Genomic DNA, 12,659 nt, shown 5'->3' with positions numbered 1-12,659 from the left:
GCGTTCACTCGGACAGCAACTTCGGCGCGGGAGGGTTGCGCGGAAACCACACCGGCAGGCCGATGCGCGACGTCCACGATTCGTCGATCCGATGAACGCCATCAGCAACCGACCGCCCGTGGTCGATGCTCGTGATGTTCCAGGGCATTGGGAGGGAGACCTCATCATCGGGGCACTCGGCGGCTCCGCGATGGCGACGTTGGTCGAGCGGTCAACGCGCTTCGTGATGCTCGGGTATCTCGGGCGGGACCGGACCGCAGAGGCCGTCCGTGACTCTCTCATCGCGACTGTTCGAGATCTGCCATCATCATTGCGAGGCAGCCTGACCTGGGATCAGGGCGCGGAGATGGCAGAACATCGTGCCTTCACCACCGCGACCGACTTCGAGGTCTACTTCGCCGATCCCGGATCGCCCTGGCAACGCGGCAGCAACGAAAACACCAATGGTCTCCTCCGGCAATACTTTCCCAAGGGCACTGATCTCGCCGCGCACAGCATTGACGACCTCTTGGCCGTGGCTCAAGAACTCAACGGACGCCCCCGAAAATCGCTGGACTGGGACACACCGGCCGAGCGAATGGCTGCTTTACTGAAGGCCTCGTGATCAACGTGTTGCGACGACTGCTGGAATCCAAGCCAGCGAGGGCAAGCTTTACTGCTGCGCGATCAAGGACGTGTTCTCGAATCGCATCGTCGGCTACTCGATCTCGGACCGGATGAAGGTGCGACTGGCGGTGAACGCCCTGGACAACGCCGCTTCCCGCCGCGGTGACGTCGCTGGCTGCATCGTGCATTCGGACCGAGGATCCCAGTTCCGGTCACGTAAATTCGTGCAGACGCTGAACCGTCATCACCTCATCGGCTCAATGGGGACAGTCGGTGCCGCCGGGGACAATGCGGCGATGGAGTCCTTCTTCGCCCTGCTGCAGAAGAACGTCCTGGACCGCAAGCGGTGGCGGACCCGCGACGAGCTGCGGATCGCGATCGTCACCTGGATCGAACGCAAGTATCACCGCCGCCGCCGACAGGCCCGTATGGGTCGATTGACCCCCATCGAATGCGAGACCATCATGAACCCCGCCGTGAGCCTCGCGGCCTAACACCCCAACTGTCACCTAACGGTGCGGCAGTCCCCGTTCGCCTGGTGGGCGCGGGGGCTGCCTCATACCTGTTGCTCCCCGGCGACACCGTCTCGGCCTCTGATGCCGAGAACTGGGGAATGCTCACCCGCGTCGTAGAGGACGCAGACTTCGAGACGGCCTTGGGTATGTGGTCACAGAACTCGCAGGGCGGTCGCAGTTGTCCGTGCAAGCCCACAAGCATCTGATCCGACTGGCTTCCGACACCATGGCTGTCACCGCCGGATTCGGCCAAGACGAGATCTCTGAGGCCCTCTTCCGCGAGGTCCTCGAGGGTCCCGACGCCTGCATCGGTCAACAGGCGTTCTTGGCGAAAGAGCAACCCAGATTCGAATGGTCCGGAGAGCATTTCTGGTCGCGGCACCAGCAGAAGGCCATATCTCCCAAAGCCGCCCGCCAATGGCCGCGGTTATGGCGTCGGCAACGCGGATTCAGCCCGGCCTGAAGCCGATCTGCCGCCTCAACCTCGGACGGAAACCTCCACCCTGTTGAGCCAGGGGTCCTCGAAGGCGAGGGTGGCGCCGTCGTTGCGGGTCGCGACGTCGTAGTGCGTGAGGCGCTCGTCGAGTTCACCCATGTCATCAGAGGAAGGAAGCTCGAGGCGGACCGTCCCCAGACCGAGCGATTTGGGGCGGGGGCCGGCGCCGGCGCTGTTCCAGGTGTTCATCGCCATGTGGTGGTGATAACCGCCCGCGCTGACGAACAGCGCCTGGGTGCCCATGGTCGCCGTCGTCTCGAAGCCCAACTTGTCCACGTAGAACCGCTTGGCGTTGGCGATGTCGCCGACCTGAAGATGCACGTGCCCCACAGTGGCCGCGCGCTGATGGGCCTCCTGAACGGCTTGTTCGCTGAGGTGCTCACGCATGAATGCGTTGGGGTCCAGCATGAGCGTGTCCATCTCCACGCGGCCGTGGACCCAGCTCCATTCCGTGCGGGCGCGGTCCCAGTAGAGCTCCACACCGTTGCCTTCGGGGTCAGAGAAGTAGAAGGCCTGGCTGACCAGATGGTCCGCACTGCCGGTGAAAGTCCCGGGGTAGCGGGTGGCCACGCTGTAGATCGCTGCGGCAAGGTCCGCCTGGGTCTCGAACAGGATCGCGGTGTGGAACAGCCCCGCCTGTCGACGCGAGGCGTGCTTGAGCTCCGGGGCGAGCTCCAGGATCACCAGGGGGAGGTTGTTGCGCCCCATGACCACTCGGGTGGGGGCCTCCGAGATCACGCTGAGGGTGACGGCGTCGCGGTAGTAGGCGGTCATCGCTTTGAGGTCGCCCACCAGCAGGGTGACCGCACCCATGGACGTGTCTGCGGCGAGCAGTTCCTGCGTCGAAGTGGTCATTTCAGGTCCTTTCGAGTGTCTCGGTGAGCGTCGTGGAAGACAGGCCTCAAGCGACGACGTTGAATCCGCCGGTCCACTGGATCTTCTCCGCGGCAGCGAGGGTGATCTGAAGGAAGCCGATGGATTCCAGCTCGCGGGCGCGGGACTCGGCACCGGCGTCGATCGCGGAGAGGCCAGCGTCCGTGACGATCTGGGACACACGATCCTTGGCGTCGGCATCGTCACCGGCGATAAGCACCGTTGTGGGGCGCTCGCCGTTGATGCCCGAGGCCAGCGTGCCGGCGAAGTTGGTGTTGAACGCCTTGACCACCGAGGAGTTCGGCAGTGCCTTGGTGAGTTCGGCCGTGGCGGAGCTGTCGGCGGGGACCGTGAGGGAATCGAAGGTCTCGAAGTTCACTGGGTTGGTGATATCCACGATCGTTTTGCCCACCAGCTGCTCGCTGCGCTCGGCGATCACGTCGGCGAGGGCCGGGTAGGGAAGGGCCAGGACGACGACGTCGCCCGTCAGCGGGGTCTGTGCGTCGGCGCGGCTGAACAGCTCAACGGTGTTGCCGCCCTTGGTGGCGACGCTTGCGATGGCCTGGCCCATGTTGCCGGTGCCGATGATGTTGACGTGTGCCATGAGATCCTCCAAAGATTGATTGTTGCTTCAACTAAAAGATAGCGCTGTATGGTTGTAGCGTCAACTGTTAGGAGTGAGATGGATCAGGATTCGTGGCTCGACGACGACCAGCTGGCCGCCTGGGTGCGGCTGGCTGCCGTCATGGAGCTCTTGCCGGGTGAATTGGATTCGCAGCTGCGGCGTGACGCAGGCCTGCTGCACTTCGAGTACTTCGTGCTGGCCATGCTGTCCGAGGCGCCCGAACGGACGCTGCGCATGACCGAGTTGGCGGCACTGACCACGGCAACGTTGCCCCGCCTCTCGCACGTGGTGCGGAGGCTCGAGGATCGGGGTTATGTACGCCGTGCGCCCTGCCCGGGGGATCGGCGTGCCACGAACGCCACACTCACGGAAGCTGGGTGGGAGAAGGTGCGGGAAGCGGCGCCCGGGCATTCAGCGACGGTGCGGCGGCTGATTTTCGACGCGTTGACACCTCGGCAGGTCGACCAGCTGCGGGAGATTGCCGGTTCCGTCCTGGGGCATTTGGACCCCCGTGCGGACAAGGCCGCTGTGTACACCCGCTACGACGGCGGCCGGTGACGTCCCGTGGCCACCGCCTGGCCGTCGGGCATGGACGTCGTGGTCCTCAGCAATAGGCGGTTGACCCGCCACCTCGGTAGCTGCACTTTTCGAGCAGTGCACCTTTGGGGCTGTACATGCGCAGTGTGTCTCCGGTGTTGTTCCAGACGTAGTTGTTCTGGTTCCAGTAAAGCGTTCCGGAGGTGTTTGCGCCCTTGCACGAGCGGATCATGATCTGTTTCCCCGGTGCGATCTTGGTGCCAGTTGGGAAGACGAAGGTGTGATTGGCGGCATCTTTGATGCGATAGCCACTCAAGATGAGCGTCTTTGATCCAGTGTTCTTAACTACCACGTAATTCGTTGTTGATGTGCCAATTGGCGCGGGTGTCGCGCCCGGCGGGGTCGTACTTGATGGAGACAACGTCAAGCGGGCGAACGGTCACAGCTTGGGCGGGGCTGCGACCGCCATCGGGGTAGCCGCCACGGCGGCGGCGGCCAAGGCAAGGGAGAGGGTGCGGCGGATGGAGATGGTGACCTCATTGGCAGAGTTGACTGGAGCATCCAGGGGAGGGGAGTTCGGGGGTATGCAGCATGTTACCCGGAGGTAGATGTGTTTCGATAGGGGTGGTGGCAACAGCGGCGGGCCGACGCCGACGGCGCTGGAGTGAGCTCGAGTGGGGAAGATCTTCCCGTGAACTGTGGCGGTTTCGGATCCTCGATCCAACTTGAGGTGACCATCCACGGTAAGATTCGCGTGGTTCAACCCAACTTGAGGTGGGTGAAAAATGATGAAGGCCTCTTTGCTTGGTGTCGGCATCCCTGCAACTTTGATTGGAATCTTGGTCGGCATTAACCGGGTTCGGCTCTATCGGCGGGACGAGCAAGCGGAGTCCTAGTTGGACTATGAATATGGAAGATATTCGAAGTGGTACGCCCTTGTGTACTTTGGTACTGCCTTTTTGTTTACGGCGATGGGTGTCCTGTTCACGGTTCTCGGTGTGAGTTATCCGTTTGAATAGCCCGTCGCAGCCGGGAGCGAGAGGTGGACCGGTCTGCGGCGATGCCTCCTGTTCTCCCGCTCACAGAGTCGCGTGCGGGTCCATGAGGGGTAAACAGGCTCAGTCCCCTCTTTCCGCCCAGCGTGCGGGGCCATGCCCAATCGGGTCGACACAAACCGGTGTGGTCGGGCATTGGTGACTATGCGCCACTCCTGCCGCGCATGACAAAACCCCCGAACCGGTGAGGGCTCGGGGGTTTCGTGCGACATCACACTGGTGCGCGAGGGGGGAGTTGAACCCCCACGCCCTTTCGGGCACACGGACCTGAACCGTGCGCGTCTGCCTATTCCGCCACTCGCGCGTGGTGTTCAGCAAGAGCAGTTCCTTGCTGGGCAACGACGGACAGCATACCCATCCGCAGCCTCCGGCGCCAATCGAGGAACCTCAGGCCCCGGACTTGGGGTGCCACGGCAGCTGGCTGTCGCACCCCGGCGTCACCCAGGCCTTGAGGAACCCCGCTGACTGGTAGATGAACTCCCGCCAAGTCATACGACTGAACGGGGAGTAGTCCTCCTGGTAGTCGAAGGTGGGCCACTGGGTGGTGCCCTCGAAGCAACGCCCCACGATCAGCTGGGAGCGGGCCACGTGCGGGCGATAGGTCAGGACGATCACGTTGTCCCACCCTCGCTCTTCCGCCAGCTCCCGCAACTTGATCGCCTCACCCTGAGTGGTCGAGGGATCCGGCTTGAAGCAGATGACCTCGTAGGGCAGATCGGAGTCGCAGTACGACTGGTTCCGGATGAAGTCCGCATCGGACGGCCAGGTTCCGGTCACCGGATCGGGGGTGGCCACCACGGCCACGGGTGCCAGCCCGGCGTCCATGATCTCTGCAGCCACCTCGATCCGCTTGGGGTCCGGCGGCCCCAGGACCAACAGGGCATCGGCTGGTTCAGGGTTCTCGGTGACGTCTGGGTGCAGCATGACGCCCGTGCACACGAGGGCCCAGGTGCAGGCCAGCACGACGCCGGTCCCCAGGATGGTTCCCAGGACTCGCCATCGGCGTCGCGCCAGTGTTTTCATGCCGGAACCTTCCCCGTCGTCGTGCCGGTACTTCCCCAAGAGTGTGCGGCCCGTGACCGCGGATAATGTTGACCGGGTCGGACGCCGAACGCCTCCGCGCACGTGAGCGTTTTCCCAGGCCCGCCCGAATCATAAGGAGAATCACCCACCGATGACGACGCCTCAGTCCCAGGATCTTTCTCACACCGGGGCCGCCACCCCCGACGGCGCCCGGGCCGCCGTCGCAATCGAGGGCCCCGGAACCTTGGTCCAGATTCCCATGCGGTGGGGGGACATGGACCCTTACGGCCACGTGAACAACGTGGAAGTGGTCCGCATGCTGGAAGAGGCGCGGATCGCGGCCTTCGGGATCCCCGTGGGGACCGGCGACCAGGTGATCCCGCCTGTGGTGCCGCTGTTCGACAGCCTGCCCGAAGGCACTCAGGCGCTGATCGCCGAACACCGCATCAAATACCTCAAGGCCCTGGAATACCGCAACGTTCCCGCACCGGTACGCGTGTGGGTCGTCAAGGCCGCCGGTGCCGCGTTGATCCTGGGAATCGAAATCCACGACTCGGCCACCGGCGAGGTGTGCGTGCGAGCGCACACGCAGTTGGCCTTCTACGACCCCGCCACCAAACGGGTCCTGCGGCTGACCAAGGAGCAGCAGGCCCTCCTTGAACCCTGGTCAGGTCCAGCGCTGTTCCGCTGAGGTCTCCCGCGACTGCAACCGGTACTGAGCAGCCAGCCGCACCGGGGCGTCCTCCGCCCCGAAACCCTGGTAACCGCGCCGCTCCACGACTTCCATGAACAGGTCGCCCAGGGTGCGCGTGTAGAAGTGCAGGAACTCACCGTGCTCGTCCCGGTCGTAGAGCAGATTCAGTTCGCGCAGTTCGGCGACCGTGGCCGGGTCCAGATCGAATCTAGTGACCAGGTCCTCGTAGTAGTTCTCCGGCACCGTCAGGAATTCGAGTCCGCGGCGCATGGCCCGCCGCGCGACTTCGCGAACGTCGGTGGAGGCCAGGGCGATGTGTTCGGGGTAGGCGACTCCGACGAACGATCCCTGCTCCGCCGCGGTCGGAGCGAGATTCAAGGGCATCCGAACGGCGCCGTCGGGGCTGCGCATGACCTGGGAGCGGACCAGGCCGGAGGGTCCGGGAACGTCCTGCGCGGCCGCGGCCTCCAGCGCCAGCACGGAGGTGTAGAACAGCACGCCTTCGTCGTAGTGCTGCCACTTCTGCGCCACGTTGACGTGGTCGATGCCCGTGATCAGGTCCGCAAAGCCCGTTGCCTCCGACTCCACCCCGAATTCCTCGAGCCACGCGGGGACTCCGGCACCCGGTGCCGGGCCGAAGAAGATCTCCGTGCCATCCGGCGCCCAGACGCCCCGGAGCACTGCTTCCCCCGGGAGTTCGCTCCGGTTGACCGGATCGGAACCCAGCTGCAGAGCGCGTTGGTAAGCCGCGGCCGGATCCTCGACCTCGTAACCCAAGCCTGCGATCTCCGCGACCGGGCGACGGCCCGGGCGCTCCCGGGGGTCCAGATCGGGTTGGCGGCGTGTGCCCTCGCCGGCTTCCGAGACCACGACCCGGACGTCGCCCTGCAACCACACCTGAACGTCCTTGCTGCGGTGGTGGCCACCCAACCGGAACCCCAGGCGGTGCAGCAGACGCGTGGTGTCGCCCAGGTCCGTGGTGCGCAGTTCCACGAAGTCCCACCCGGACGGGGCGGAGATCTTGGGCAAGGTCTGCAGTTCGAGCCGGTCCGTGGTCCCGCGCGTGCCCGCGCCGACGGAGCCCTCGGTTCCGGGGGAAGCGCTCAGCTCGGATGCCATGGCGGACCGGGTGCGGTCCTCGAGCCAGCGCAAGGACCGCAATCCGTCCACGGCAGTCCTTACGACGTCGGCCTGCCGGAACGAGTCGTTGAAGATCTCCAGGGACACCGGGCCGGAATACCCGGAACGGACCAGCCGGGTCATCACGTCGACCAGGTCGAAATCCCCTTCGCCCGGGAACACCCGGTGGTGTCGGGACCAGGACAGGACGTCCAAACGCATGAGGGGGGCGTCCGCGAGCTGCACGAAGAAGATCTTGTCCCCGTCCATGTCCTGGATCGACGCCGGATCCCCGCCCCGGGACAGGATGTGGAAGGAATCCAGGCAGGTCCCCACATTGGGGTGATCGGCCGCCAGGACCAGGCGGTGGGCGTGGTCGTGACCGTGGACGTGGGTGCCCCAGGCGAGAGCCTCGTAGGCCAGTCGGACGCCGTGGTCCGCGGCGACTTCGCCCATGCGGTGCAGTTGCTCGGCGACCAGGTCGTCATCGGCCACCGCATCGGGTGAAACGTTCGAGCACACCAGCAGCGTGGGGGTTCCCAACCGGTTCATCAGCTCAGCGGTCCGGCGCAGGCGGCGCAGGGCGTCGTCGAACTTGTCCGGGGCCAGCTCCACACCGTTGCGGAACGGCTGGTAGAGGTCCAGGCACAGCCCCAGGTCCGCGGCCCGGGCGCGGACCTCCTCGGGAGCGGTCGGCGACACCAGAAGGTCCTGAGTGAAGATCTCCACACCGTCGAAACCGGCGGAGGCCACGGCGTCGAGCTTTTCCTCCAGGGTTCCGGACAGGCAGACGGTGGCAATGGACGTGCGCATCTGATCTCCTACGTGCCGACGGAACACGACGGCCACGCTGCCGTCGCCACGGGCGACGATAGCAGCGGATCAGGTGTCAGCCCGCACGGCGAAGGGCCGAGCTGAAGGCCGACAACCACACGGTCGTGACGGTGTGGGCGAGCCGGTTCTGCCCCGGCAGGACGCGCCAGGAGCGCCAGAGGAGTTCGTCGTCGTCGTTGAAGCCGAAGACGCACAGGCCGACCGCCTTCTCGGTGCCCGCGCCCACGATGATGGAACCGGTCGCAGACGCGCAGGTCTCCTGCGCACGCTTGCGCTGCCTGCGCAGCCCCCGCGGTGAATGCCCGGTCACGGTGCAGCGGGCCTCGTACACCAGGTCCCCGCTGACGGGATCGTCGTGCCGCTGACTGATGGGCAGGCACGGTGCGTTCGCGTCGTGGTCCAGGAGGGTTTCCACCCAGGTCTGGTCCCGGACGGTGAGGACCACTTGGTGGCCGCCGTCGAGAACGCGGAGTTCGACCGTGACGTCCGGGTGCCCCGGGACCTGCACGGTGGTTGCTTCCACCGCGGGCAACAGGTCGCCGTTGCGCTCGAAGCTCAGAGCCTCGTGCACGTCCGGCGGTTGAGGTGCCGCTGCCGGGGCCGGGAAATCACGGTCCAGGTGAAGGGTGTTCTGCGCGTGGGGGTGGTGCCCCCGGGGTTGGCCGTTCAAGGCTTCTCCTCTCCCCGCGTCGGATCGAACCGGGCGACTGGGGGGAGAGCTCGTCAACCAACGCGTGTTTCGACTGCAAATTACGTGAGTTGCTCGACGACGGCAAGAACGTTGCGGCAAGTACCGCTCAGGTCTGTAACACGCAGCTGGATCAGGCGATGGCTGCCGCCACCACCAGGCCGACCGCCACGTGCGTGGCCGCCGTGATCCACACCGCGGGGTGCAGGCGGTCGTCGTCGTCCACGATCAGCGCGCCCAGCTTTCCGGGGGCCAGGAGGTCCATGAGGAAGAAGGACACGGCCATCAGAACCAGGCCGATCACGCCGTAGACCAGCGTGGACACCAGGCCCAGCCACAGGACGGAGGCCGAGCTGAGGATTGCCGCCCGCACGATCCACCCCATGGCCAGGATCGAGGAACCCAGGACCAGAACCGCTCCGCGATTGCGCTGTGTCCACACCAGCTCGTGCAACTTGCCGGGGGTCAGTAAATCGATGATCACGTACCCCAGGGCGAGCAGGACCAACCCGACAAGCCCATAGGAAGCAGCGGCCGCAGCCGAGTAGAGCAGGGAGCCGAGAACAGGGGAGTCCATGGTGTGTCCAGCCAATCGTCGAGGGCCCATGCGGAGCCCGTTGAAGTGTCTGTGCCAAGTATGCGTGGCCGAGCCGCCGTCAGGGGATATTGCGACCGCGGGCACTGTTGAGCAGCGCGTACCAGTGCTCGTACGTGAGGACCGCCAGTGCGCGGTCGGCCTCGGCGCAGGCCCGAATCCGGCCGGGATCGGCGGAACCGATCACGGGCCGGACCCGCTGCGGCAGGCGCATGATCCAGGCCAGGACCACGGCTTCCGGGGAGCAGCGCAGGTCCGTGGCGATCTGACGGACCAGATCCGCGGTGGCCGAATCGGCACTGTCCTGCGGCTCCCTGGTGTACCGACCCTGGTCCAGAGCGCCCCAGGCCTGGATCTCGACGCCGGAGGCGGCGGCTTCGTCCAGGAGTTCTTCGCTGAAGTCCACCGCGGTGCCGTCCGGGTGGTCCCAGAGGATCTGGCGTTCCACGAAGTCCCGGTGCCCCAGGCTCAACTGGGACTGCACCACCTCCACCGGGTGGTGCAGGTGGCGTTGCAGCAGGTCCAGTCGGTACCAGGAGACGTTGGAGACGCCGATGCCGCGGGTCAGTCCTTCCTCCACCAGTTCGTCCAGGACGGTGCCCACCTCGGCGACGTCGACCAGGGGGTCCCAGCGGTGGATCAGGAACCGGTCCACCGCGTCCACGCCCAGCCGGGCCAGGGATCCTTCCAACCCGTCACGCAACGTGGCACGGTCCAGGCGGTAGTGGACGGGTGCATCCTCCGGCGCGGTGTTGCCCGGAAGGCGGATGCCGGCCTTGGTCTGCAGGGTCAGTTCCGGGCGGACAGGGTTCTCGGCCAACCACTGCCCGACGACGGACTCGGACTTCCCCGCGGTGTAGATGTCGGCCAGGTCGATCACGCGGAATCCGGCGTCATGAGCCGCCGAGAGAGCGGCGAAACCGTGTGCGAACTCCTGGTCCGTGAGATCGGCCCCGTCCCAGGAGCCGCCCAGCGCCATGGCCCCGTAGACCAACCGTGTGGTGAGTCTCTCGCCGTGAGCCGTGCCGTGCGCGTCGTGGTCGGAGACAATGGAGGATGAGGCATCGGCTGGTTGCATGTCGACATTGTCGCCGAGTCACGTCCCGTCCCAGAGCCCAGGAGGCAACCGCATGCTCGCGTTCATGCGCCACGGTGAAACCGATTGGAACCGCGCGCAGCGTCTGCAAGGGGGATCGGACATCCCCCTCAACCGGACCGGCAGGGCGCAAGCGGTGGAGGCCGCCGAACGCATGCGGGGAATGGACCCGGGGTGGGACCTGGTGGTCACCTCCCCGCTGGTCCGGGCCCGCGAAACCGGGCAGATCGTGGCACGTGAACTCGGCGTGGAACTGGGCGGAACCTACCCCGGGCTCGTCGAACGGTCCTTCGGCCCCAGTGAGGGGCTGTCCATCGAGGGCATCACGCCCACGGAGTACGACCGCCTTCTGGAAGGTGCCGAGCTCGAACACCTGGTCGTCGACCGGGCACTGGCCGTGCTTCACCAGGTGAAACGCGAGTTCCCCCAGCGCAACGTCCTGTTGGTGGCCCACGGGGCCCTCATCCGCTTCACGGTGGCCCACCTGCAGGACACCGAGCCCGTGCGGGTCAAGAACGCGGAAGTGGTTCCGGTGGACGAGGGGCTGCTCTCCGTGCCCACCGCGTGACCCCCCGGGAGGGCGGACCACCGCGTGACCCCGGGCGGGTGCCCGCCGTGAGTCACACGGCGGGGTACCGGGACGGAAGACTCATGCCACGCTGGGCCATGATCTCCCGCAACTGCCACGGATAATCCGTGATCAGCCCGTCCACGCCCCAGTCCATCAACCGCTGCATGTCCGAGGCGTCGTTGACCGTCCACGGCACCACCTTGAGTCCCAGGTCATGGGCCTCGGCGATGTCGTCCTCCGACGGGATGGTGTGGTTCGGGACCCACACGTCATACCCGCGGCGGGCAACCTCCTGCGGGTTCTGCCCGGCGCCGCTGGGGTTCTTCGCCGTCGCCAACGCACCCAGACGCACCTCGGGTGCGGTGACGGCCACCCTGTCCAGCACCGCCCAGTCGAAGGACTGGATCTGCGTTCTGCCCGGGTCACCGGCGGCGTAGACCTCCTGGAGCACTGCATCCGTGTGCAGGTTCCGCTCGGCGGCGTCAGAGGGGTCCTCGATCTTGATCTCGATGTTCCACCACATGCTTTCTGCGCCGCGCTCGCGGGCGAGGGCCAGGAACTCACTGAGCGGGGCGATGCGGTGCCCGGTCACGACCTCTTGGTCCGGGAAGCCCGGGGCCGGTTGGAATCCGCAGTCCACCGACTGGATCTGTTCCAGAGTCAGGTCGCGCAGGTGGTCACCGACGTACGGGTATGCCGGGTCACCGTCCGTGACCGGCCCGGTGTCGCGGCACTTGTCCGCCTGCAGAGTGCTGTCGTGCCACACGACCACCACGCCGTCTCGGGTCAGTTGGGTGTCCACTTCCACGGCGCCGACCCCCGTGTCCAGGGAGCGGCCGGTGGCGTGGAGGGAGTTCTCCGTCCAGTGCCCCCGACCCGCGCGGTGTGCCTGTAGCTCGAACTCGTCGGTGGTGCGGGACTGGTTCGAATCGGTCATGGGATCCTCGCTGTCGGTTGCGTGTACCGGGGGCGTGCCTGCCGCGAACAACATCGACGCTACACAGCAAGCCAGGACTCGGGTCAGAAAACGTGGACGGCGGGTGGGTCGGTCGGTGCGGTACGGGGTGTTCGTCGGATGGCTCGATCCAGCACGGCGCACAGTCGCCTCCAGCTACGTGGGAAGAGGTCAGTCGACCCTCGTGGAGTCGACCACTGACCCGGCCCACGCTAGGAACGCGCCAGTAACTATCAGTTGACATGCGGAAATGTCAGGAAGTCGGCGTTGTGACCGGGGAGTGAACTGCGGGCCCTGGGAAAAGTGCTGATCACGACTAGGGTGAGTGTCGTCTCCTACCGTGCGCGGGCCCGGGCGGCCACCGTCGCCGTCGCCCG

General features: G+C 65.9%; 14 protein-coding genes, 1 tRNA gene and 1 pseudogene. 6 read left to right on the top strand and 10 right to left on the bottom strand.

Going from position 1 to position 12,659, the window contains the following annotated elements; all coding sequences use genetic code 11:
* The 3 genes and pseudogenes from EDL96_RS08945 to EDL96_RS08935 form a co-directional block, all read left to right on the top strand.
* A partial coding sequence (locus EDL96_RS08945) for an IS30 family transposase (protein WP_123825447.1) occupies window positions 1–604 on the top strand: 604 nt, incomplete at its 5' end.
* Window positions 605–638: 34 nt separating this feature from the next.
* Window positions 639–1,100: pseudogene (locus EDL96_RS08940) on the top strand (transposase); the annotation flags it as partial.
* Between the two features lie 205 nt (window positions 1,101–1,305).
* On the top strand, window positions 1,306–1,584 hold the full coding sequence (locus tag EDL96_RS08935) for a hypothetical protein (protein WP_233568792.1): 279 nt from the start codon (window positions 1,306–1,308) through the stop codon (window positions 1,582–1,584).
* A 15-nt stretch (window positions 1,585–1,599) separates the two neighbouring features.
* Here EDL96_RS08935 and EDL96_RS08930 read toward each other — a convergent pair whose 3' ends face one another.
* A complete protein-coding gene (locus tag EDL96_RS08930; protein WP_123825445.1) occupies window positions 1,600–2,472 on the bottom strand; it encodes a VOC family protein in 873 nt (290 codons plus the stop codon).
* Between the two features lie 46 nt (window positions 2,473–2,518).
* Complete coding sequence (locus EDL96_RS08925; protein ID WP_123825444.1) at window positions 2,519–3,094, bottom strand: NADPH-dependent F420 reductase; 576 nt, start codon at window positions 3,092–3,094, stop codon at window positions 2,519–2,521.
* 78 nt (window positions 3,095–3,172) lie between these two features.
* On the opposite strand from EDL96_RS08925, the gene EDL96_RS08920 reads away from it, so the two are divergent.
* Window positions 3,173–3,673 (top strand): MarR family winged helix-turn-helix transcriptional regulator, encoded by a 501-nt coding sequence (locus EDL96_RS08920; protein WP_123825443.1) that lies wholly within the window; start codon window positions 3,173–3,175, stop codon window positions 3,671–3,673.
* 46 nt (window positions 3,674–3,719) lie between these two features.
* Here EDL96_RS08920 and EDL96_RS08915 read toward each other — a convergent pair whose 3' ends face one another.
* From EDL96_RS08915 to EDL96_RS08905, 3 genes are all read right to left on the bottom strand, one after another.
* On the bottom strand, window positions 3,720–4,073 hold the full coding sequence (locus EDL96_RS08915; RefSeq protein ID WP_267900148.1) for a lamin tail domain-containing protein: 354 nt from the start codon (window positions 4,071–4,073) through the stop codon (window positions 3,720–3,722).
* 851 nt (window positions 4,074–4,924) lie between these two features.
* Window positions 4,925–5,011: transfer RNA gene (locus tag EDL96_RS08910), tRNA-Leu, on the bottom strand.
* 83 nt (window positions 5,012–5,094) lie between these two features.
* Entirely contained in the window at window positions 5,095–5,730 is a 636-nt protein-coding gene (locus EDL96_RS08905; protein ID WP_199732571.1) for a YdcF family protein, read from the bottom strand.
* Window positions 5,731–5,989: 259 nt separating this feature from the next.
* Between EDL96_RS08905 and EDL96_RS08900 the strand changes: the two genes are divergently transcribed.
* The gene (locus tag EDL96_RS08900) at window positions 5,990–6,421 is read left to right on the top strand and encodes an acyl-CoA thioesterase (RefSeq protein WP_233568800.1); all 432 of its coding nucleotides are present in this window, start codon (window positions 5,990–5,992) and stop codon (window positions 6,419–6,421) included.
* Here the strand turns inward: EDL96_RS08900 and EDL96_RS08895 are convergent.
* The 4 genes from EDL96_RS08895 to EDL96_RS08880 form a co-directional block, all read right to left on the bottom strand.
* Window positions 6,398–8,356: a bifunctional sugar phosphate isomerase/epimerase/4-hydroxyphenylpyruvate dioxygenase family protein gene (locus EDL96_RS08895; RefSeq protein ID WP_123825440.1), complete on the bottom strand. Its 1,959-nt coding sequence runs from the start codon at window positions 8,354–8,356 to the stop codon at window positions 6,398–6,400. The genes EDL96_RS08900 and EDL96_RS08895 overlap by 24 nt on opposite strands.
* Before the next feature lie 76 nt (window positions 8,357–8,432).
* Complete coding sequence (locus EDL96_RS08890; protein ID WP_158609572.1) at window positions 8,433–9,047, bottom strand: DUF2617 family protein; 615 nt, start codon at window positions 9,045–9,047, stop codon at window positions 8,433–8,435.
* A gap of 151 nt (window positions 9,048–9,198) precedes the next feature.
* Window positions 9,199–9,642 carry a DUF350 domain-containing protein gene (locus EDL96_RS08885; protein WP_123825438.1) on the bottom strand — a complete coding sequence of 148 codons (444 nt, stop codon included), beginning with the start codon at window positions 9,640–9,642 and terminating at the stop codon, window positions 9,199–9,201.
* Between the two features lie 79 nt (window positions 9,643–9,721).
* Entirely contained in the window at window positions 9,722–10,738 is a 1,017-nt protein-coding gene (locus EDL96_RS08880) for an aldo/keto reductase (protein WP_123825437.1), read from the bottom strand.
* Window positions 10,739–10,790: 52 nt separating this feature from the next.
* Here EDL96_RS08880 and EDL96_RS08875 point away from each other — a divergent pair, with 52 nt between their 5' ends.
* Window positions 10,791–11,324: a histidine phosphatase family protein gene (locus tag EDL96_RS08875; protein ID WP_123825436.1), complete on the top strand. Its 534-nt coding sequence runs from the start codon at window positions 10,791–10,793 to the stop codon at window positions 11,322–11,324.
* A gap of 52 nt (window positions 11,325–11,376) precedes the next feature.
* On the opposite strand, the gene EDL96_RS08870 is transcribed toward EDL96_RS08875, so the two are convergent.
* A complete protein-coding gene (locus EDL96_RS08870; protein ID WP_158609570.1) occupies window positions 11,377–12,264 on the bottom strand; it encodes a glycerophosphodiester phosphodiesterase family protein in 888 nt (295 codons plus the stop codon).
* Window positions 12,265–12,659: the final 395 nt, after the last annotated feature.

The organism is Kocuria soli (assembly GCF_003797835.1).
In the GTDB taxonomy this organism is placed as follows: domain Bacteria; phylum Actinomycetota; class Actinomycetes; order Actinomycetales; family Micrococcaceae; genus Kocuria; species Kocuria soli.
Note: the sequence above shows the minus strand (reverse complement) of the source record. Positions and strands in the feature narration are given on the sequence as shown.